20 protein-coding genes are annotated in these 20,573 nt (G+C 61.9%); 14 read left to right on the top strand and 6 right to left on the bottom strand.

The genetic code is table 11. From position 1 onward, the window contains the following. Nucleotides 1-49 precede the first annotated feature (49 nt). The 6 genes from P3T43_RS02110 to P3T43_RS02135 all read left to right on the top strand — a co-directional run bounded on the left by P3T43_RS02110 (nucleotide 50) and on the right by P3T43_RS02135 (nucleotide 10,242). A complete protein-coding gene (locus P3T43_RS02110; protein WP_429279359.1) occupies nucleotides 50-1,102 on the top strand; it encodes a LacI family DNA-binding transcriptional regulator in 1,053 nt (350 codons plus the stop codon). 368 nt (nucleotides 1,103-1,470) lie between these two features. Then, nucleotides 1,471-3,270 (top strand): methyl-accepting chemotaxis protein, encoded by a 1,800-nt coding sequence (locus tag P3T43_RS02115; RefSeq protein ID WP_429279360.1) that lies wholly within the window; start codon nucleotides 1,471-1,473, stop codon nucleotides 3,268-3,270. Between the two features lie 259 nt (nucleotides 3,271-3,529). Then, nucleotides 3,530-4,291 (top strand): 2-keto-4-pentenoate hydratase, encoded by a 762-nt coding sequence (locus P3T43_RS02120; protein WP_429279361.1) that lies wholly within the window; start codon nucleotides 3,530-3,532, stop codon nucleotides 4,289-4,291. 804 nt (nucleotides 4,292-5,095) lie between these two features. Further along, entirely contained in the window at nucleotides 5,096-7,018 is a 1,923-nt protein-coding gene (locus tag P3T43_RS02125) for a PrkA family serine protein kinase (protein WP_429279362.1), read from the top strand. Nucleotides 7,019-7,255: 237 nt separating this feature from the next. Further along, complete coding sequence (locus P3T43_RS02130) at nucleotides 7,256-8,527, top strand: YeaH/YhbH family protein (RefSeq protein ID WP_429279363.1); 1,272 nt, start codon at nucleotides 7,256-7,258, stop codon at nucleotides 8,525-8,527. Beyond that, nucleotides 8,524-10,242 (top strand): SpoVR family protein, encoded by a 1,719-nt coding sequence (locus P3T43_RS02135; protein WP_429279364.1) that lies wholly within the window; start codon nucleotides 8,524-8,526, stop codon nucleotides 10,240-10,242. Before P3T43_RS02130 ends, P3T43_RS02135 begins: the two co-directional genes overlap by 4 nt. A 363-nt stretch (nucleotides 10,243-10,605) precedes the next feature. On the opposite strand, the gene P3T43_RS02140 is transcribed toward P3T43_RS02135, so the two are convergent. The 3 genes from P3T43_RS02140 to P3T43_RS02150 form a co-directional block, all read right to left on the bottom strand. Further along, nucleotides 10,606-10,935, bottom strand: a complete 330-nt coding sequence (locus P3T43_RS02140) for a DUF4148 domain-containing protein (RefSeq protein WP_429279365.1) — start codon at nucleotides 10,933-10,935, stop codon at nucleotides 10,606-10,608. A gap of 67 nt (nucleotides 10,936-11,002) precedes the next feature. Continuing rightward, on the bottom strand, nucleotides 11,003-11,272 hold the full coding sequence (locus tag P3T43_RS02145; RefSeq protein ID WP_429279366.1) for a hypothetical protein: 270 nt from the start codon (nucleotides 11,270-11,272) through the stop codon (nucleotides 11,003-11,005). A 256-nt stretch (nucleotides 11,273-11,528) separates the two neighbouring features. Further along, the gene (locus P3T43_RS02150; RefSeq protein WP_429279367.1) at nucleotides 11,529-11,750 is read right to left on the bottom strand and encodes a hypothetical protein; all 222 of its coding nucleotides are present in this window, start codon (nucleotides 11,748-11,750) and stop codon (nucleotides 11,529-11,531) included. 285 nt (nucleotides 11,751-12,035) lie between these two features. Between P3T43_RS02150 and P3T43_RS02155 the strand changes: the two genes are divergently transcribed. The 3 genes from P3T43_RS02155 to P3T43_RS02165 all read left to right on the top strand — a co-directional run bounded on the left by P3T43_RS02155 (nucleotide 12,036) and on the right by P3T43_RS02165 (nucleotide 14,397). Further along, complete coding sequence (locus P3T43_RS02155) at nucleotides 12,036-12,854, top strand: ABC transporter substrate-binding protein (protein ID WP_429279368.1); 819 nt, start codon at nucleotides 12,036-12,038, stop codon at nucleotides 12,852-12,854. A 92-nt stretch (nucleotides 12,855-12,946) separates the two neighbouring features. Continuing rightward, nucleotides 12,947-13,672, top strand: a complete 726-nt coding sequence (locus P3T43_RS02160; protein ID WP_429279369.1) for an amino acid ABC transporter permease — start codon at nucleotides 12,947-12,949, stop codon at nucleotides 13,670-13,672. 2 nt (nucleotides 13,673-13,674) lie between these two features. Then, nucleotides 13,675-14,397: an amino acid ABC transporter permease gene (locus P3T43_RS02165; RefSeq protein WP_429279370.1), complete on the top strand. Its 723-nt coding sequence runs from the start codon at nucleotides 13,675-13,677 to the stop codon at nucleotides 14,395-14,397. Between the two features lie 124 nt (nucleotides 14,398-14,521). Here the strand turns inward: P3T43_RS02165 and P3T43_RS02170 are convergent, their stop codons facing one another. Next, complete coding sequence (locus P3T43_RS02170; protein WP_429279371.1) at nucleotides 14,522-14,692, bottom strand: hypothetical protein; 171 nt, start codon at nucleotides 14,690-14,692, stop codon at nucleotides 14,522-14,524. 279 nt (nucleotides 14,693-14,971) lie between these two features. Between P3T43_RS02170 and P3T43_RS02175 the strand changes: the two genes are divergently transcribed. The 4 genes from P3T43_RS02175 (at nucleotide 14,972) to P3T43_RS02190 (ending at nucleotide 17,554) form a co-directional block, all read left to right on the top strand. Further along, nucleotides 14,972-15,916 carry a DnaJ C-terminal domain-containing protein gene (locus P3T43_RS02175; protein WP_429279372.1) on the top strand — a complete coding sequence of 315 codons (945 nt, stop codon included), beginning with the start codon at nucleotides 14,972-14,974 and terminating at the stop codon, nucleotides 15,914-15,916. A gap of 9 nt (nucleotides 15,917-15,925) precedes the next feature. Continuing rightward, the gene (locus P3T43_RS02180; protein ID WP_429279373.1) at nucleotides 15,926-16,243 is read left to right on the top strand and encodes a chaperone modulator CbpM; all 318 of its coding nucleotides are present in this window, start codon (nucleotides 15,926-15,928) and stop codon (nucleotides 16,241-16,243) included. Nucleotides 16,244-16,529: 286 nt separating this feature from the next. Then, on the top strand, nucleotides 16,530-17,000 hold the full coding sequence (locus P3T43_RS02185; protein ID WP_429279374.1) for a DUF2844 domain-containing protein: 471 nt from the start codon (nucleotides 16,530-16,532) through the stop codon (nucleotides 16,998-17,000). 11 nt (nucleotides 17,001-17,011) lie between these two features. Beyond that, complete coding sequence (locus tag P3T43_RS02190) at nucleotides 17,012-17,554, top strand: DUF3443 family protein (protein ID WP_429279375.1); 543 nt, start codon at nucleotides 17,012-17,014, stop codon at nucleotides 17,552-17,554. A 31-nt stretch (nucleotides 17,555-17,585) separates the two neighbouring features. Here the strand turns inward: P3T43_RS02190 and P3T43_RS02195 are convergent, their stop codons facing one another. After that, nucleotides 17,586-18,422 (bottom strand): EAL domain-containing protein, encoded by an 837-nt coding sequence (locus tag P3T43_RS02195; protein WP_429279376.1) that lies wholly within the window; start codon nucleotides 18,420-18,422, stop codon nucleotides 17,586-17,588. A gap of 441 nt (nucleotides 18,423-18,863) precedes the next feature. Here P3T43_RS02195 and P3T43_RS02200 point away from each other — a divergent pair, with 441 nt between their 5' ends. Then, nucleotides 18,864-19,886: a VTT domain-containing protein gene (locus tag P3T43_RS02200; protein ID WP_429279591.1), complete on the top strand. Its 1,023-nt coding sequence runs from the start codon at nucleotides 18,864-18,866 to the stop codon at nucleotides 19,884-19,886. 41 nt (nucleotides 19,887-19,927) lie between these two features. Here P3T43_RS02200 and P3T43_RS02205 read toward each other — a convergent pair whose 3' ends face one another. After that, nucleotides 19,928-20,263 carry a thioredoxin family protein gene (locus tag P3T43_RS02205; RefSeq protein WP_429279377.1) on the bottom strand — a complete coding sequence of 112 codons (336 nt, stop codon included), beginning with the start codon at nucleotides 20,261-20,263 and terminating at the stop codon, nucleotides 19,928-19,930. Nucleotides 20,264-20,573 lie beyond the last annotated feature (310 nt).

The raw sequence follows: 20,573 nt of genomic DNA on the forward strand, positions 1-20,573 counted from the left end.
TGCAAGTCGCACCAGCCGGCGGAAAAAACAGGCAGGAGAGCAACAGGTTATGGCGACCATCAAGGATGTAGCGGCCGTAGCAGGCGTGTCGTTCACGACGGTTTCGCACGTCGTGAACAACTCGCGGCCGGTGTCGGCCGATGTGCGCGCAAAAGTCGAACATGCGATCCGGCAGCTTCACTATGTGCCGTCGGCGGTCGCCCGGTCGCTGAAGGCGCGTGCGACCGCGACGATCGGACTGGTGGTGCCCAACAGCACGAACCCGTACTTTGCGGAGCTGGCGCGCGGAATCGAGGACGGTTGCGCACGCAACGGTTACTGCGTGTTCTTCTGCAATTCGGACGACGATCCCGCCAAGCAGCGCAATTACTTGCGGGTGCTGCAGGAAAAGCGCATCGACGGACTGATCGTGGCCTCGGCCGGCGACGACGCCGTGCTGGCGCAGGCGCTGGCCGACGCGCGCGAACCGCTGGTGGTGGTCGATCGCAATATCGAGGGGCTCTCGGCGGATCTGGTGCAGATCGACCATGAAAAGGGCGCGTATCTGGCCACGCGGCATCTGCTCGAACTCGGCCATGTGAAGATCGGCTGCATTACGGGGCCGGTTGCCACGGCGGTCAGCGCGATGCGGGTACACGGCTTTATCCGCGGCATGGCGGAGCGCGGCATCGAGATTGCGCCGGGTGCGATCGTCGAAAGCGATTTCTCGGGCACCGGCGGTTATCGTGCGGCGAGCCAACTGTTCGACACCGTGAAGCCGTCGGCGATCTTCGCCGGCAACGACATGATGGGCATCGGCGCCTTGCGGGCGGCGGCGGAGCGCGGCATCAGCGTGCCGCGCGACTGCTCGGTGATCGGTTTCGACGATATCGAATTGGGGCGCTTCACCTATCCGGCCTTGTCGACGGTGGGGCAGTCGGTACGCGCGCTCGGCGAGATGGCGGCGCAGACGCTGATCGAGCGGATCACCGGAACCGCCGCCGGCACGGCTGGCGCACCGGCGCGCCGGCGCGTGGTGGCGCCACGGCTGATCCTGCGCGAATCCACTGCTGCGTGGGCAGGCGCCGGGGCGGGGGCGGACCGGCAAGGCGTGACGGCATAAACGGCGTTGCTGCGCCTTTCTCACTAGCTGTATGAAACCGGGGGCCGTCGCAAGTCGTTCTTGCGCGGCTGAATCGCGGAGTGGCGGCGCCCAGCCGCCCAAAAATCAAGCAAAGAGTCGCGCTCAACGACTCTTCCTTCGCCCGGCAAATCTTCTCCGCAACGCCCAATCTCCCCTCTGACGGTTTGTAATTTATACAAACTCGGCCGGCCATATTCTTCAGACCATATAAAAACTTTAAGTATGGATTCTGAATGCCGTAAACGCCTGTTAGAGCGCCGACGCCAGAACGCGCCGGGCCAGGGTGGGACGACCCGCGCCGCACGCCCTCTACGAGCACTCACATTCGATACGTCACAGGAACAAGCATGTTGAACAAGGGCATCACCATCAAGGCTCGGATCGGCCTGACCATGGGTTTTCTCGCCGCATTGCTGCTGATTGTCGGCGTGCTCGGTCTGACGGGCATGAGCCACGCGAACGACGCCTATCACGAGACGTTCACCAATGAGATGCCGAGCGCCGTCGATATCGGCAACGCCGAGCTCTACGCGGCGCGCGAACGCCTTGCGCTGGATCGCGCGGCTTTCCTGTTTGGAACCCCGGAAGTGGCGGCGACGGTGGAGCGCGCACGGCTCATGCGCACCACCTCCGACGCCTGGTGGAAGAAATATTCCGATCTGACACGCGGCGCGGAGGAAGACCGGCTTGCCCAGGATGTCGCGGCGAAGCGCGACGTGCTGCATCAGGCGCTGGATGCGTTCAGCGCGCTGGTGGCCGGAACCGACCAGTCGAAGATCCCGGAGGCCGCGAAGGACCTGCAGGTCAAATTCAACGATCTGGCGTCCGCCGACGATGCCTTGCGCAAGCTCCAGTTCAGCCAGGGGCAGACGGGCTTCGAGAGCGCCCAGAACAGCTTCGCGACCTTCCAGCTCATCTGCATCGTCGCGGTGATCGGCGGTCTGGTGGCGGCGCTTTTTTCGTATCTGACGCTCAGCCGTGCGATCGGCCGGCCGCTCGCCGAGGCGCTCGGTCATTTCGACGCGATCGCCGCCGGCGATCTGCGCCGCCCCGTGGCGGTGGTCTCGCGCGACGAAATGGGCCAACTGCTCGACGGCATCGCGAAGATGCAGCGCAGCCTCACCGAGACGGTGCGTTCGGTGCGTGGCGGCAGCGAATCGATCGCTACCGCGACGCGCCAGATCGCCGCGGGCAACGCCGATCTGTCCTCGCGCACGGAAGAGCAGGCGTCGGCGCTACAGGAGACCGCCTCGAGCATGGAACAGTTGACCGGCACCGTGAAGCAGAACGCCGACAACGCCCGCCAGGCGAGTTCGCTCGCTGCGAATGCGTCGGAAATCGCCAACAAGGGCAGCGCGGTGGTCGGGCAGGTGGTCGGCACCATGGGCGATATCAACCAGAGTTCGGCCAAAATCGCCGACATTATTTCGATTATTGAAGGTATTGCCTTCCAGACCAACATTCTGGCGCTCAACGCCGCGGTCGAAGCGGCGCGCGCCGGCGAAGAGGGTCGCGGCTTCGCGGTGGTGGCCGGTGAAGTGCGCAGCCTCGCGCAACGCTCGTCGGCTGCCGCGAAGGAAATCAAGGAACTGATCGACACCTCGGTGGAGCGCGTGCAATCCGGTTCGGCGCTGGTCGATGAGGCGGGCCGGACCATGACCGAAATCATCGGTGCGGTGCAGCGCGTCACGGACATCATGGGTGAAATCGCCGCCGCTTCCGAGGAGCAGAGCAGCGGCATCGAGCAGGTGGCGCGCGCGGTCACCCAGATGGACGAGGTGACCCAGCAGAACGCGGCGCTGGTGGAAGAGGCGGCTGCGGCGGCGCACTCGCTCGAGGATCAGGCCGGCAGGCTGCGCACCGCCGTGGCGGTGTTCCAGCTCGAAGAAGGCGCATTCAGGGCGCCTGCCGCCCCGATAGCACACCGTCCGGCCGCCAAAGCCGCGACTGCTGTGCGCAAGGCAACGGTGGCGCCGCGAGGCCGCGTAGCGACGGCATCGGCGGTCGTCACGGCGGTTCCGGCGGCGGCTGCAACCACTGCGGCTGCACCCGCCGCGTCCGTCTCCGCTGCGGCCAGAAGCCCGGCGCCGGCCAAGGCCCCTGCGCCCGCGGCAGCGGGCAGCGAGCAGGACTGGGAAACGTTCTGACGGGCTTAGGGTGGGGCAGCGACAGACTGCCGCCGCAGCGTCGGCTGCTGCGGGCGAAGCCCGTCGCGCCGCGCTGCAGCAGAATCGATTACCTACATGGACCACGGTTGCGCATACAACCGTGGTCTTTTTTCGTTGTCAGCGTACTAAGCGTCCCCGTTCGACGCGTGATCCGGTACATTGACGGGCGCGACTACGGTTGTATGCCGGTAAGCCTGCCATTCCCACCCATTCGATGCGCCAGCCTGAAAGGACCGACATGACGCCACACGACCTCGCGCAACGCCTCGTTGACGCGCGCAGGCAGCATCGCCTGATCGACGCCCCGCCGTCGGACAGCCTGCCGCCCGACGCGGCCACCGCCTACGCGATCCAGCAGGCGGTGATCGCCGGACTCGGCCAGCGGACCGGCGCCTGGAAAATTGGCGCAAAGGCGCCGGGCGGGGCGGCTTCGGGCGCGCCCATTCCGGCCTCGCTCGTGTTCGCGTCGCCCGCGCGCGTTGCTCATGACGGTTTTTTCCGCGTCCTGCTCGAACTGGAAATTGCGTTTCGCTTCAACGAGGCGATCGAGCCGCGCGTCGAAGCCTATGCGCGCGACGAAGTGCTGGCGCGGGTCGGTGTGGTGCTGCCGGCCATCGAGATCGTCGATAGCCGCTTTGGCGAATGGCCCAATATCGCGCCGCTCGCGCAACTGGCCGACGCGCAGAACAACGGCGCGCTCGTCACCGGACATCCGGTGGCCTACGCGGGATTCGCGCGCACGTTCGATTTCGTGTCGCCGGCGCTGGAATTGAGCTTCGACGGTGCATCGCTGGTGCCGGAAGCGACCGGCAACCCGGTGGGCGATCCGCGCGAGTTGCTGGTCTGGTTTGTGAATCATTGCGCGGCCATGGGCATTACCATCGAACCGGAATGGACTATTACAACCGGTTCCTATGTGGGCGCGCACCCGGTCGACAAGGCGGGCATCGTGCATGGCCGTATCGACGGACTCGGCGAAGTCGAAATCAAGCTGACCTGACAGGCGGCCCTGGGCGCTTTCCCTCTGCGCCAGCGGGCCCGACCCTCCGTTTCATCCCGTCCCCTCCGCCCCGCGTCTGCACCTTCCGCAGATGCGCGCGCAGCCGTCCTGTCCCTGAGGACGCATCTGGGTAGCGCGTCTCGCCGTATACACCTATGCACGCCAGCGCGTGAGCGGCCGAAATCCGGTTATGTAAGTGTGGTCGACCATGCCATCGATGTGGATATCGTGCGTGTTGGTCGGCCAGCGTACGTTTGCATGTAATTTGTCGTGAACAAAAACCCGCGTTGCCCTGACGAACAATTCAGGCGCTGCACGAGTCAACATGTAACACCGCGTGAAGCCTGTACACGAGAATGCCGCGCCGCGCGTTGAGGAAAAAAGCGCGGCACGCAGCGCGCAGTACGCTGACAACGAGCGGATTGGGTGCAAGTCGTACGGTGATAGCGAACAGGGCGCTAGAAGCACTGCGTGCAGCCAAGATGTTTCAAGCTGTACGCATAGCGTGGATGGATTGGATGGATTGCGGCGTGTCGTGGTCAATGCCTGCACACAAGTGAGACAGAACACGTTTCGCGCAAGATAGCAGTGTTGATCGCTGCAATGTTGGGTGATCCGGTCGAAGATTGTAGGTGACCGAATCTATGTTTCCAAGTGACGATTGTAGGGAGGGCAACACGGCACGATTTTCATCACGTAGTCCGTGAAAAAAAATTTAAAAGGGTTTAGGATGAATTCGAGCGATGTCGTTTCCGATTAGCGCGCCGCGCACGACATCGGTCTAGACTTTGGCGAGGAGGTAGCATGGATATCTACAGCAGTTTCGCGACCCGCTTCGAGAAAACGCGAGAAGATGAGCTCTCGCTCGAGGAGTATCTCGCGCTCTGCAAAGACAATCCCGCCGCGTACGCTACTGCTGGCGAACGCATGTTGACGGCAATCGGGGAACCGGAACAGATCGACACTCGTAACGATCCGCGCACGTCGCGCATCTTCGCGAACAAGGTGATCAAGGTATACCCCGCGTTCCGTGAGTTCTACGGAATGGAAGATGTGATCGAGCAGGTGGTCGCGTATTTCAGGCACTCGGCCCAGGGGCTCGAAGAAAAGAAGCAGATCCTGTATCTGCTCGGCCCGGTCGGCGGCGGCAAATCGTCGATCGCAGAACGTCTGAAGCAACTCATGGAACGCGTACCGTTCTATGCGATCAAGGGCTCGCCCGTGAACGAGTCGCCGCTGGGTCTGTTCGACTACGACGAAGACGGTCCGATCCTTGAAGAGCAGTACGGCATTCCTCGCCGTTATCTGCGCAGCATTCTCAGCCCGTGGGCGGTCAAACGGCTGCACGAATACAACGGCGACATCCGCAAGTTCCGCGTGGTGCGCCGCTATCCCTCGATCCTTCGGCAGATCGGTATCGCCAAGACGGAACCGGGTGACGAAAACAATCAGGACATCTCGTCGCTGGTCGGCAAGGTCGACATCCGCAAACTCGAGCAATACGCACAGGACGACGCGGACGCGTACAGCTATTCCGGTGGCCTGTGCCTCGCGAATCAGGGCCTGCTCGAATTCGTGGAAATGTTCAAGGCGCCGATCAAGGTGTTGCACCCGCTGCTCACCGCAACCCAGGAAGGCAACTTCAAGGGCACGGAAGGTTTCGGCGCAATCCCGTTCGACGGCGTGATCCTCGCTCACTCGAACGAATCGGAGTGGAAGGCGTTCCGCAATAATCGCAATAATGAGGCACTGCTCGACCGGATTTTCGTCGTGAAAGTACCTTATTGCCTGCGCTATGGCGAAGAGATCAAGATCTACGAGAAGCTGTTGCGCAATTCTTCGCTGGCCAGTGCGGTGTGCGCGCCCGGCACGCTGAAGATGATGGCGCAGATGTCGGTGCTCACCCGCTTGCAGGAGCCGGAGAATTCCAGCCTCTTCTCGAAGATGCAGGTCTATGACGGCGAGAACCTCAAAGACACCGATCCGAAAGCCAAGTCGTATCAGGAGTATCGCGACTTTGCCGGCGTCGATGAGGGCATGACCGGTGTGTCGACACGCTTCGCGTTCAAGATCCTGTCGCGCGTGTTCAACTTCGATTCAACCGAAGTCGCGGCGAATCCGGTGCACCTGATGTACGTGCTCGAACAGCAGATCGAGCGCGAGCAGTTCCCACCGGAAACCGAGCAGAAGTATCTGTCCTTCATCAAGGACGTGCTCGCGTCGCGCTATGCAGAGTTCATCGGCAAGGAGATTCAGACGGCTTATCTGGAGTCGTATTCGGAGTACGGGCAGAACATCTTCGATCGTTACGTCACGTATGCCGACTTCTGGATTCAGGACCAGGAGTTCCGCGATCACGACACCGGCGAGAGTTTCGACCGGGCCTCGTTGAATGCAGAGCTGGAGAAGATCGAGAAGCCCGCGGGCATCAGTAATCCGAAGGATTTCCGCAACGAGATCGTCAACTTCGTCCTGCGCGCGCGTGCTGCGAACGCAGGTAAGAACCCGGCGTGGATCAGCTATGAGAAGCTGCGCGTCGTGATCGAAAAGAAGATGTTCTCGAACACGGAAGAACTGCTGCCGGTGGTCTCGTTCAACGCCAAAGGATCGGCGGAGGAACAGCGCAAGCACGAAGACTTCGTCAACCGGATGGTCGCGAAGGGTTATACGCCCAAGCAGGTGCGGCTCCTGTGCGACTGGTATCTGCGCGTGCGCAAGTCATCGTGATCCGCTCATGAAACTCATGGCGTGCCGCCCGCGCAGGAAGACTGCGCGGGCACCTTGCGAGGCGCAAGTTGTATGGACCTAGCCTTGCGATGGGCGACGCACCTTTCGTGCATTCGAAATGAGTGCGCCTGCATGGGATCGGAGTCAGCGCTTCGCATGGGACCTGAGTACCGCGCTAAAGAGCGAACTCGGGTCGACAGGTGAAGCGCGACTTCCGATCGACACAGGAGACCGGATGTGCTTCATCAAATCATCGACCGCAGGTTAGCTGGCAAGAACAAAAGCATTGCAAACCGCGAACGCTTCTTGCGTCGTGTCAAAAACTATATTCGCCGTGCCGTCTCGGAAGCGGTGCGCGACCGTAGCATCAAGGATATCCAGAACACCCAGAGCATCACGATTCCGCGGAAGGACATTGCCGAACCGTCGTTCAGGCATGGGCCCGGCGGCAAGCGGGAAATGGTGCATCCGGGTAACGCCGACTACATCCGGGGCGACAAGATTCCGCGTCCCCAGGGCGGTGGCGGCGGAGGCGGGGGCAACCAGGCCAGCAACGAGGGCGAAGGTCAGGACGACTTCGTGTTCGAGTTGAGCCGCGAAGAATTCATGCAGTACTTCTTCGACGACCTCGAATTGCCGCGTCTGGTCAAAACACATCTGCTGGCCGTGCCCACCTGGAAGAGCATTCGCGCAGGCTGGGCGGCGGAAGGCACGCCGAATAACATCGACGTGGTCCGCTCGCTGCGCAGCGCGCTCGGCCGGCGCATTGCGCTCGGCGCACCGCTCGTCAACGAACTGCATGAACTCGAAAAGAAACTCGAGGTCATGAAGGCCGATCCCGAGGATCGCCGTGAGGACATCGCCACGCTCGAGGCGGAAATCCATCATCTGCGCGGTCGCATCTGGCGCATTCCGTTCATCGATCCGTTCGATCTGCGCTACGTGAATCGCGTGAAGCAGCCGCAGCCGTCGAGTCAGGCGGTGATGTTCTGCCTGATGGACGTATCCGGTTCAATGGACGAGCAGCGCAAGGATCTCGCCAAGCGTTTCTTCATCCTGTTGTACCTGTTCCTCAAGCGCAATTACGAACGCATCGAGGTGGTGTTCATTCGCCACCACACACGTGCCGAGGAAGTCGACGAGGACACCTTCTTCCATTCCACCGAAAGCGGCGGCACGGTCGTGTCGAGCGCGCTGGAGCTGATGAAGAAGGTTCAGGAGGAGCGTTATTCGCCGAGTGAATGGAATATTTACGGCGCGCAGGCCTCCGACGGCGACAACTGGACCGACGATTCGCCCAAGTGCCGCAAGATCCTGAGTGATGACATTCTCGAAAAGGTGCGCTATTTTGCGTATATTCAGGTAACGCCCGAAGAGCAGAACTTGTGGCTCGAATATGCACAGCTTGCGCTGTCGCAGCCGCACATGGCGATGAAGAAGGTCGAAACGGCCGCCGACATCTATCCTGTGTTCAGGGAGTTGTTTGAAAAGCAGGTGGCGTCCTCATGAGCACCAAACATCTGCACAATGAGGCGCGCGGCTATCAGCCGGAGCGCAAACAAGGCGTGCCGAAGCAGAAGTCCGGGCATGCCGAAGCCGCAGCGGCCGGAACAGAGGCCACTGATGCGGGAGCGGGTCTGGACGCAGTGGAAGCACGGGGACACACCGGAACGCCCGCGGAAGGGCAAAGGGAAGTCCGTATGAACGTAGCCGATAGACGGCCTCTGCCGTGCCCGTCCGACTGGACCTTTGAGCTGATCGAAGAATACGACACCCATATTGCGCATGTTGCAGAGCAATATGAGCTTGACGTGTATCCGATCCAGCTCGAACTCATCAGCGCTGAACAGATGATGGATGCGTACGCGTCCGTCGGCATGCCGGTGAACTACCGGCATTGGTCGTTCGGCAAACACTTCCTGTCTACCGAAAAGAGCTATCGACGCGGGCAGATGGGACTGGCGTACGAAATCGTCATCAATTCGAACCCCTGCATCGCGTATCTGATGGAAGAGAACACGATGACGATGCAGGCCCTCGTCATCGCGCACGCGGCTTACGGGCACAACTCGTTTTTTAAGGGCAACTATCTGTTCAAGCTGTGGACGGATGCCCACGCAATCGTCGACTACCTCGTCTACGGCAGGAATTACATTGCGGAGTGCGAGGAGCGCTTCGGGGTGGACCGGGTGGAGGAACTGCTCGACTCCTGCCATGCGCTGCAGAATTACGGCGTGGATCGCTACAAACGGCCGCAAAAGCTCTCGTTGCAGAAGGAATCGGCGGCGCGGCGCGAACGTGAGGCGTATCTGCAATCGCAGGTGAACGAGTTATGGCGCACGCTGCCGAACCGGCACGCACCCGAACCGGAAGAAACCGACGACCGGTATCCGCCCGAGCCGCAGGAAAATCTGCTGTATTTCGCGGAGAAAAATGCGCCGTTGCTGGAACCGTGGGAGCGCGAGGTCATTCGCATCGTGCGCAAGATCGGCCAGTATTTTTATCCGCAACGCCAGACTCAGGTGATGAACGAAGGTTGGGCAACCTTCTGGCACTACACGTTGCTCAACACGCTGTACAACCAGGGCAAGCTGGAAGACGGCTTCATGATGGAGTTTCTCCATTCGCACAGCAACGTCGTGTACCAGCCGCCGGTCACCAAGCCGTATTACAGCGGGATCAATCCGTACGCGCTGGGTTTTTCGATGATGAGCGATATCCGCCGCATCTGCGAAAACCCGACCGACGAGGATCGCAAGTGGTTTCCGCAACTGGCCGGTAGTCCGTGGTTGCAGGCGCTGCACTACGCGATGCGTAATTTCAAGGACGAAAGCTTCGTGGCGCAGTACCTGTCCCCGCATCTGATCCGCGAAATGCGGCTCTTCTCGGTGCTGGACGACGACATGCGCGACGCGCTGGAAGTCTCCGCGATCCACGACGACACTGGGTATCAGTACGTGCGCCAGGCTTTGTCGCGCCAGTACGACATGCATCATCGCGAGCCGAATATTCAGGTCTGGTCGGTCAATACGCGCGGCGACCGTAGTCTGACGCTCAGGCATTTCATGAGCGACAACCGTCATCTATCCGGCGATAGCGACGAGGTGCTCAAGCATATGGCGCGGCTGTGGCAGTTCGATGTGTATCTGGAAAGCGTCGATGAGAACGGCACGGTCAGGAAACGCTATGAGTGCCGGTACGTGCCGCCAGCGGTGCGGGCCTGACGCGCAATACGCAAGTCGCAATTGGGATTACGCAGTACGCGGCCCTGAAGATGTTTCCAGCAAAGCCAGCCTTCGGGCTGGCTTTTTTTATGGACGCAACGGCTTGCTTGCCGTACGCGCGGCTTCGCATATTCCAACGCAAGGGGCGCCGAGCAAACCCCGATCCTTGTCACGCGCTACCTCGAGGAAATAAAAAAACGCCCAGTCAGGGGGCTGGGCGAAGTCACCAGGAGACTGGCGACGGAGGATTTCTGTATCGGCATACAGGCGGGCGTGTTCGTCTGCCGCGGTCCTGTTGCCTATGTGTGGCTAGCGAGCCGGCAAACCGGCTCTGTCCTGAACAACGAGTCGCCTCGCGGTGACTCAGTGGCCAACGTAGACCGGCGGCGAATAGCTGCTGGCCGTGAATTCGTTGCGTTGACCCGCTTGCGAGCTACCGCTCGTGGCCGGGCCGTAACCCGTGGTCGAAACTTGCGCGTTGCCGTTCTCCTGGGCGACGCGGGCTTCCGCTGCCTGCAGGTCCGACGGGTAATACGGATCGCGCCCGTTCGAGGGCCTGTAGCCGGCCTGCTCGAGTTGCACCAGTTCCGCACGCACCTGAGCGCGGGTCACGGGTTGATTCGACTGGGCAAACGTGGCCACCGGAGCAGCAAGTACTACGGCGATTGCAACCGCTTGAATAAGGGACTTCATGATGCTTCACCTCCAAAATTTATTTTGTCGACTGCTACCAGCAAACTTCCGCGCTGCTACGACCGGATCAATGGCCGAAGAAAATCGAATGCAGGCCGCTACGATGGGCGCCTGACTGGGAAGTCTGGTCACTCACGCCGCCGTACGAGCTGTTGGTGTTGGCGTTGGTATTCGCGCGTTCAGCAGCAACGGTTTGTGCGCTCTGGCCTTGTTGCGAAGCCGGCGCGCCCACTGCAGGACGGTAAAACGGAGCCGGGCCGTAACCGCTTGCAAATGCGGGGGCTGCGAGCGTGGCAGAAGCGGCAACCAGCAGGGCGGCGATGATCTTGGTGTTCATGGTGGACTCCATATCCGTTTCGACTTCAGTTCAGAATGGCGTCGCGACAAGCGCCTGAGCGGTATGTCTGCAACGTCGATGGAGCCAGTGTATACCCTAACTATCGAATATTTGTATCGATAGCATGAAATCACTGTTACGTTTTGGCGGCTAATCGCGTCAGGCCTGTCAGATAAGGCCGAGCGTGGGGCGGCCTACCTCAGCCGCCCGGAGAGTCGCGGGGCCGCTCGGGGTCTTTGTGCTTCGCGCCGGACCGTCACGCCACGACGATATCCGTCCCCAGCAGATGCAGCAGATCGCGTAATGCCTCGGCCTGGGCCATCCGTGCGTCGCCGCGCAGGTGAATCTGTACCGCACGGCCGGCGATCCCATCGACGGGATGCGCCAGCCATAGCTCGACCGCGAGCCCGAGACCGTCGGGCTGATTGTCGGCAACCGGTTCGATGACGCGCGGCTTGAAAGAGGCACGCTCGGACATGTGGAATTTCCTCCAGATCGGATGTGGAGACTCGATGCTAGTCAGCGTCCCGTAAGTCGACAAACGACAAATACACGTTTGCAAATCATGCCGACGCTTAGCAGAAATCACGCTTACTACAGGAACATTTGTTGGTTCTGCCGGGCCGGACGTGGCTGCTAAGGTTGCGGTCGTGCATCGTTGCAGCGATGCCGCTGCTCGAGCAGCATGACTTGGACTGCAACGCGGGATTGCAACACGGGGTTGCAATCCACGGCCGCCACACACACGAAGGTCTCCATAAAAATGAAATCCAGTACTCTCGCCGCATGGCTCCTGGGATTGATGGTCACGGTGTCCGGCGTCGCGCACGCCGATCGTCTCGACGACATCAGGAAAGCCGGCGTGCTGCGGGTTGCCACGTTCGACAGCAATCCACCGTTCGGCTTCGTCGATCCGGCCACGAATCACATCGTCGGACTGGACATCGACTACGCGAAGGCGCTGGCTGACAAGCTCGGCGTGAAGCTGGAACTGCAGCCCACCAATCCGGCTAACCGGATTCCGTTCCTGACGTCGAACAAGGTCGATCTGGTGCTGGCCAATTTCACCATTACGGACGAACGCGCCAAACAGGTCGACTTTAGTATTCCTTATTTTTCGTCCGGTCAGCAGTTCCTCGCCAAAAAGGGCGTGCTGAAGTCGCCGGACCAGATCAACGGCCTGCGCGTCGGCGCCGACAAAGGCACCACCAACGAAATCACGCTGCGCGAAAAATTCCCGCAGGCGACCATCGTGGCGTACGACGATACCCCGTTCGCCTTTGCGGCCTTGCGCGCGGGTAACGTGCAGGCGATCACCCAGGACGGTCCGAAACTCGTCGGCTTGCTCGCCAACGTGCCGGACAAGCAGAACTACGAGATTGCGCCGTTCACGATCTCGAACGACTACATGGGCGTCGGCATCCCGAAGGGCGAAACGCGGTTGACGGCTTTCGTCAACGAGACGTTGAAGGGCCTCGAAGCCGACGGTTCGGCCGGCAAGATCTATAACCGTTGGTTCGGTCCGCAAACGAAGACGCCGCTGGTGCGTATCTTCAGGATCGGCGACAAGACCGGCGCCTGAGGCGAATCCGCCGGCGTGAAGAGAAGAAGAGGGGCGCGCCTTGGCGTGCCCCTCTGCGTTTCAAGGTTCGATGAAATCCAGCAGGTCCGACGATGCAGGCATGGCTCGCTCCAAAGTATCTGACGTGGTTGTGGCAAGGTTTCGGCGTGACGGTCGGCCTTGCGTTGTGCGCGGCCGTCGCGGCGACGGCGGTCGGCTTCGCGCTGGCGATGGCGCGACATGCGCGCTATCGTCTGGTGCGGCATCTCGCCGGCGCGTACGTGGTCGCATTCCGCAATACGCCGTTACTGGTGCAATTGCTGTTCTGGTATTTCGGCGTGGCGACCTTGCTACCCGAGGCCGTCATGCAATGGCTGAATACAGCGCACAGCCTTCACGTGGCGGCGTGGGCGATACGGTGGCCGTCGTTCGAATTCGTGGCCGGCTGGCTCGGACTGACCTGCTATACGGCGGCCTTCATTGCTGAGGAGTTCCAGGCAGGACTGCGCGGCGTACCGGCAGGTCAGCATCACGCGGCGTCCGCGCTCGGGCTCACGCCATGGCAGGCGTTCCGCCATGTCGTGTTGCCGCAGGCGGTACGCATTTCGTTGCCACCGCTGTTCGGCCAGTACATGAACCTAGTCAAAAACTCTTCGCTGACGATGGCAATCGGGCTCGCCGAACTATCGTACGCAGCCCGCCAGGTGGAGACCGAAACCTTCCAGACCTTCGCGGCGTTCGGGGTGGCGACGCTGCTGTATATCGCCGTGGTGGCGCTGATCGAGGCGCTTGCGCGGGTCGTCACGTATCGGCGTGACCTATCGTTTGCGAGGCGCTGATGATGGGTTCGCTATTCTTGAGCAACCTGCCGTATCTGCTGGTCGGTGCGTTTCCAGACGGGCCGCTGGGCGGCGCGGCATTGACGCTAGTGCTCGCGGTGACGTCGGCGCTCGCCTCGGCGCTGCTCGGCATGGCAGGCGGTATTGCGCTCGCCTTGGCGGGTCGCATCGCGCGGGTGCCGTTGTTGCTCGTGATTGGATTTTTTCGCGCGATTCCGGTCCTGATGCTGATCTTCTGGACCTTCTTCCTGTTGCCGGTGGTGTTCCACGTTAACGTACCTGGCCTCGCGGCGGTCGTCTGTGCGCTCTCGCTGATCGGCGGCGCGTATCTCGCGCATTCGGTCCACGCGGGCATCCTGGCGGTCGGCGAAGGGCAATGGCAGGCCGGGATGTCGCTCGGACTCACGCGCATGCAGACATTGCGTCATGTGCTGCTGCCGCAGGCGATCCGGATCATGACGCCTTCGTTCGTGAACCAGTGGGTCTCGCTGGTGAAAGACACGTCGCTTGCGTATATCGTCGGGGTCGGCGAATTGTCGTTCGTCGCCACTCAGGTGAATAACCGCCTGATGGTGTATCCGGTGCAGATCTTCCTGCTCGTCGGTTTCATCTATCTCGTGCTATGTACCGCGCTCGACCGCATCGCGACGTGGTGGCTGACGCGCAGCCGGTCTGCCGCGCGCCGTGGCGTGGGTGCTGCTGCGCAGCCGGTCGCGGGCGAGTAATGGGCGAGTAGCGCGCGAATGATGGCGCTCCACACGCGGGCGCGAACCAGCGCCTTGTCGTGACACTCGTGACGCCCGCAACCGCCATCCTAACTACGCTACTCAACCCAGCAAGCCGCGACGTCTAACTGACCGATGGCTCGCCTTCACCCGGCTTCTTGCCCGGCCGGTCGGCCGGCGACTGGTTGCGGTTTTCGTCGTCGCGCTCGGGCAACTTGCTTTTCTCGTTGTCGCTATGGCCGGCATGCGGCGGATGCTCGAGATCCGGCGGTGTCGTGTGTTCGGGTTTGCTCATGAGAGGCTCCTTGAGTGAATCTACCCGAGACGTAGCAACTCATGGTCCTGATGGTGGGGTTTGACCGGCGACCGGCACGTTAGGGCAGCGGGATTGGATCTTGCAGACGCATAGCTGGCGTGTAGAACTGACGACACGGCGTCGCCACGACGCAACTGCATGCAAGGCGCCTGCGCATCGACGCTTAGCTGTCGCACGTGCGCGGCGCAGTCGTATAAAGTAATAAGGCAGCCGGATCCGAACGCAGTGCCGTCCCCACTTTTATGAGCTGTCTTCCACATGAAATACAAGGACTATTACGCGACCCTCGGCCTCGAGCGCAGCGCCACCGAGGATGAGATCAAGCGCGCGTATCGCAAGCTCGCGCGCAAGTACCACCCGGACGTCACCAAAGAGGCGGACGGCGAGGAACGCTTCAAGGAAGTGGGCGAGGCGTACGAGGTGCTGAAAGACCCAGAAAAACGCACAGCCTACGACCGCATGGGCAGCGAATGGCAGAACGGCCAGGAATTCCAGCCGCCGCCGAACTGGGACGAAGGTTTCGAATTCAGCGGGGCGGCCAGGGAAGCGGCGGGTGAGGCCAGTCTCGACGATTTCTTCGAAGCCATGTTTGGTCATGCGCGCGGCGCGCAGCAGCAGCGGCAGGCCGCTGCCGCGATGGCCGGACAGGATCACCACGCGAAAGTCTTGATCGATCTGGAAGACGCCTACCGCGGGGCGCAGCGCTCCATCGCCTTACAAATGCCGGTGCTCGACCCGCAGGGCAATGTCACGCTGCAGTCGCGTACGCTGGACGTCACGATACCCAAGGGCATTCGTGCGGGCCAGCATCTGCGGCTCAACGGCCAGGGCGGCCCCGCACTGGGCAACGCCCGGCCCGGCGACCTGTATCTGGAGATCGCCTTTCGGGAACATTCGCGCTTCCGTGTCGATGGCCGCGATGTTTCGCTCGATCTGCCGGTGGCGCCCTGGGAAGCGGCGCTCGGTGCCCAGATCAAGGTGCCGACACCCGATGGCTCCGTCGAAATGACCGTGCCCAAGGGGTCGCAAGGTGGACGGCGTTTGCGCTTGAAAGGCAAAGGCATTCCGGGCCCGGCGCCCGGCGATCTCTACGTCATCCTCACCATCGTCTTGCCGCCGGCCGACACCGAGCGCGCTGCCGCCGCCTATGACGCGATGCGGCAGGCCTTCAACTTCGACCCACGTGCGCATTTTTATGGATGATCGCTCATCATGAAAGAGTCCGTGACGACCTATCTGGAAGGCCAGATTGTCAATGAAGAGATGGAGTTCACGCTCGTCGAACTGTGCCAGGCGAGCGGTGCGTCGCAAGACGAGGTGGCCCTGTGGGTCGCTGAAGGCGCATTTACTCCGCGAGGAGCCGCGCCGCACGAGTGGCGTTTTAGTGGCGCATCGTTGCGCCGGGTGCGCACCGCCAGCCGCCTCGCGCGCGAACTGGAGATCAATCCGCCTGGGATTGCGCTGGTGCTCGATCTGCTCGATGAAATCGACACATTGCGCAGCCATTCGCGGCGTGCACGGAGCGGTTGAAAAACGCGCCCAGGTGAAGGCTGCATGGCCAGCGCCTATTCGCGTTGCGCGAAGCCTGTATAACGACTTACCAGGCCGCTGCAAGATTTGACGATCGCCGCGCTCAGCCGCGTTCAGCCACGCCAGGTAAGCCGCCACGGGGCATTGGGCAAACCGGCAAATGGACCTGTTCTCCGGCTCTTTTCTGCGGATCGAAATCCCGTCATCCCCGTAATATTCCGTGCTGTCGTGATGAACTGAAGGTCAGTTCACGCCTGTCACGCGACGAATCACACGGGAAGAATCGATGAGAACCAGCATGCTCTGCGCGGCTGCCGCCCTGACGGCGTGCGTCGCCGGCATTCCTGCGCACGCCGAACTAGGCGGTGCGCCCACCTGGGCCGCCGCCAGTGCGAGTCAGGTGACAAGGCTGGTCCAGCACGTCACTCTGGCCGAGGTGCCATACACGGTCAACGAAACCACGCTGAACGGCGGCACGGTCGTGCGCGAATATCTCGCGCAGAGCGGGACCGTGTTCGCGGTGGTCTGGCATGGCCCGCAAATGGCGCCGCTCAACACGTTGCTCGGTCGCTATTTTTCGTCGTATCTGCAAGGCGCGAGTGCGTTGCACGCCGCTCAACACGGCGGTCACGGGCCCGTTTCCGTGCAGCAGCCAGGTCTCGTGGTTCAGTCGGGCGGCCATATGGGCAATTTCACCGGCCGGGCCTATTTGCCGGGCGCGTTCCCGCAGGGCATCAGCCCCGACGACTTGCAATGAGCAGAACGAACATGAAGCAAACCATGGTCTGGGCGTTCGTCACGGCGCTCATTACGGTTTTTGCGGCGTGCGGCGGGGCATCGGCAATCGGCACACTGGTCTTTGGTATCGACACGCAGGCCAACAACCGGCTCGCGGGGAGCGGCGCGACGCTGCTGCAAACCAATGCGTCCGGCGACTTCAACGCGACGTACAACGGCGTGACCTACAGTGGCACGTCATACTTCGATTCAGGGTCGGCCGCGCTGTTTTTCCAGGACTCGACCATCGGCACGAACAGCCTCAAGGAGTACATACCGGGCACCACGCTGGCACGTTCCGTTTCGATAGCCATCAGCAATACGGCGACTGCGACCGTCGATTTCAACGTGGCCAATGCCAACACGCTGTTTGCTTCGGGCAACTACGCGTTCGACGATATGGCGTCCTATATGACCGGCATCTTCGACATGGGCTTGCCGTTCTTCTATGGACGTCACGTCTACTATGGCATCTCGGGCAAGACGTCGGCGGGTGGCGGCACCGGGCCGTATGTTGCGTTCACGTCGAGTTGACGCTATTGCAGGCCAAGGGGGCATACATCGCTCAATTCATCGTCAGCGCATCCGCGAGCGTTGTTTGCGGGCGCGCCACGTGGTAGCCCTGCACGTACACCCCCGGGCGTTGCCTGAGCCAGCGTAACTGCGCCTCGCTCTCTACACCCTCCACGACGACTCGCATATCCAGCTTGTCGAGCAGATCGAGCAGTCCGGTCATCACCACACAGTCACGCGCCGATACCGGCACGTGCGTCATGAACCCGCGTGCCAGTTTGACCGTATCGATCTGGGCCACGCCGAGCATCGCGAGCGGCGAATAACCGGAGCCGAAGTCGTTCAGCGCGATCCGCACGCCGAGTTGACGCAAGGTGCGCGTGAACTCCTGGGTGGACAACAGCGTCGACGCGTCTTCCGTGGCGACCAGTTCGAGTTCGAGCAGCGACGGATCGACGTCGTGACGCCGCGTCGTGTCGCGAATGGCGGCGGTGAGCGTATCGTCGAGCAACTGCGAAGGCTGGATATTGATGGTGGTAGCCGGGAGGGTCTCGCCGGCACGCCGCATTTCGCCGAGTTGCCGGCACACCGACTCCAGCATGAATTCCGTGACCTCGCGTGAGGTCTGCGTATCGTCGAAAGCCGACACGAAGCACTCGGGCAACAGCAAACCATACTCAGGATGCTGCCAGCGCAGCAGGCATTCGACATTGAGCAGCCGAAACGTCTGTGCATGGACGACCGGCTGGAAGGCGACGCCGAATTCGCCGGCCTTCAGACCGCGGCGAATCCGTTGCGCGAGCGTTTCCTCGCGGCTCGTGGACGCTGCCGCGGCACTCGGGGTGCCCCGGTTTGTCAGTTTTAACGCGGTGTTGCCAATGCGGTCCACGGCGCCTTCCTTTGTAATGTAAACGTAAGTGTGCGACGAGCCTGCGGGCCCGCTGCTGGCGTTGTGAGGAACGGGATTGGGACTAGCTTAGCGTCCCTGGCGCCGGTCGTTCAGAGCGCAAGCGAACGGTTCGACGCAAAAGCGCGATGGCGTGGCTCACATTCCACGGTCTATCGGCCCGACGTACGCCGCACTGTTCGACGATCTGATGGCGCGCCCGGCGCATTGATATGTGCCCGCTTGAGCGATGCCCAACAACGTTTTTGTTTAGAATCCCGGAGGCGACGATACGCCCGGCGTTGTGCAGCCCCATTCGTGGCTGGCTCTGTCCGCTGCGGCGGCTCACTTTCACGGTCGTGCGTGTTCGATGAATGCCTTGCGAGGGGCTGCGACGGACCGGGAGTGCGGCGAGCGACGACGGTTTTCCACAGGAGCAGTATGGTGTGGCATTTCCCTACGGCTATTCCGCCTGCGCTGTGCGCGTGGGCGGTCTTCATGAGCGTGCTCGTCACGCAGCTTGGCGCACCGTTGCCGGCCGCACCCATGCTGGTGCTCGCCGGCACCATGGCCGCTGTGGGCGAGGTGTCGTATTCGAGCGTGTTCATCGCGGCGGTCTGCGCCACCTTGCTGGCCGATACGCTGTGGTTCACCACCGGGCGGCTGCGCGGGCGGCGCATGTTGAATTCGCTGGTGCGCTTTTCGTTGTCGTTCGATGCCACCGTGCGTACCGCCCGTAACGTCTTTGAACGTCACGGCGCGCCGATTCTCGCGGTATCCAAATTCGTCCCCGGGCTTGGTCTGATTGCCGCGCCGTTACTCGGCACCACGAATATCGATCCGCGCGTGTTCCTGCTGTGGGACCTGCTGGGTGCGTCGCTGTGGGCGGGCGCGTGGCTGGTGGGCGGCGCCGCGCTGCACGACTATATCGCGCAGGGGATGCTGCTGGTACGGCATAACGGCGGCACGATCTTCGATCTGTTTGCGGTGCTGGCCGTCGTGTTCATCGCCTATCGCTGGGTGCGCCGGGTGCAGTTTCGCCGTTGGCTGGCGAAGATTCGCATCAGTCCGGAGCAACTGGACGAACTGATGAAGTCGAGCGCGCCGCCGCTCATTTTCGATGCGCGTCCTCCGGAAGTGCGCGCCAAGGAAGCGTACCGGATTCCCGGCGCACGGGCGCTCGATCTGCACTCGCCCGAGCAGCTGGATTCCGGATTGCTGACGCGGCCGATCGTCGTGTACTGCGTCTGTCCCAATGAAGCGACCGCCAAGCGGATCATCGCGCAGCTCCACGCCAAGAATATTCATCACGTCCAGGCGCTCAAGGGCGGGCTCGACGCATGGGAGCGGCGCGGTTATCCGGTCGAGCCGCTATCCGCCGATTTTCATGCGCCGCGGGAAGAAGAGGCGGAACGGGATGCCGTGCTCAACAGCGAATACACCGTACGGGCACGCCTGTCGAAGTAACGCGCCGCGCCGCTGCCCACACGCATGCGCAGACGCGCGGCTCAAGCGAGCGCGCTCAACCCGTCCTCCACGGCTCGCACATGGGCGGGCCGCACCACTCTGGCGATCTCGGCGCCATCGCGCAGAAAGATCAGCGTGGGCCACAGCTTGACCTTGAACGAGCGCCCGAGCGGGCGGCCCGGACCATCCTCGATTTTCAGACGCCGCACCTCGGGATGCGCCTGAAGCGCTTCGCCGATCAACGGTTGAGCGGCCTGGCAGTAACCGCACCAGTCGGTGCCGAATTCAAGAACCGTTGCGCCCGCAAGCGTGTCGACCTCGGCACGCGTCGGCGAGGTGGTGGAATAGGCGCTGGAAGCGGCGGCATCATGGGTCATTTTTGCTCCGGATTGGACTGCGCTCGGATCGCGGGACCAGCACAATTTACTGGATTCGACGCCTCACCGCGCCTGGCAAGATCGCATCAATGTAGCGGAAAACGCCACATGCGGCATTCGGTGTGCTCGCGGGTGAATTTACCCTCGGGATTCCCTCGCTTTCGCATCTTTGCAGGGCAATCTCCTGCATGCGAGAATCTGGCGCAACGGGCCAGTTTGCATTGCCGAGGCGTAACACGCGTGGCGGGCCGCTTGCGAACCTCCAGCAGAACCAGACCAACGAGAGAAGTGTGCCGAGGAGATTGCGGGA

Source organism: Paraburkholderia sp. GAS41 (assembly GCF_050436545.1).
In the GTDB taxonomy this organism is placed as follows: domain Bacteria; phylum Pseudomonadota; class Gammaproteobacteria; order Burkholderiales; family Burkholderiaceae; genus Paraburkholderia.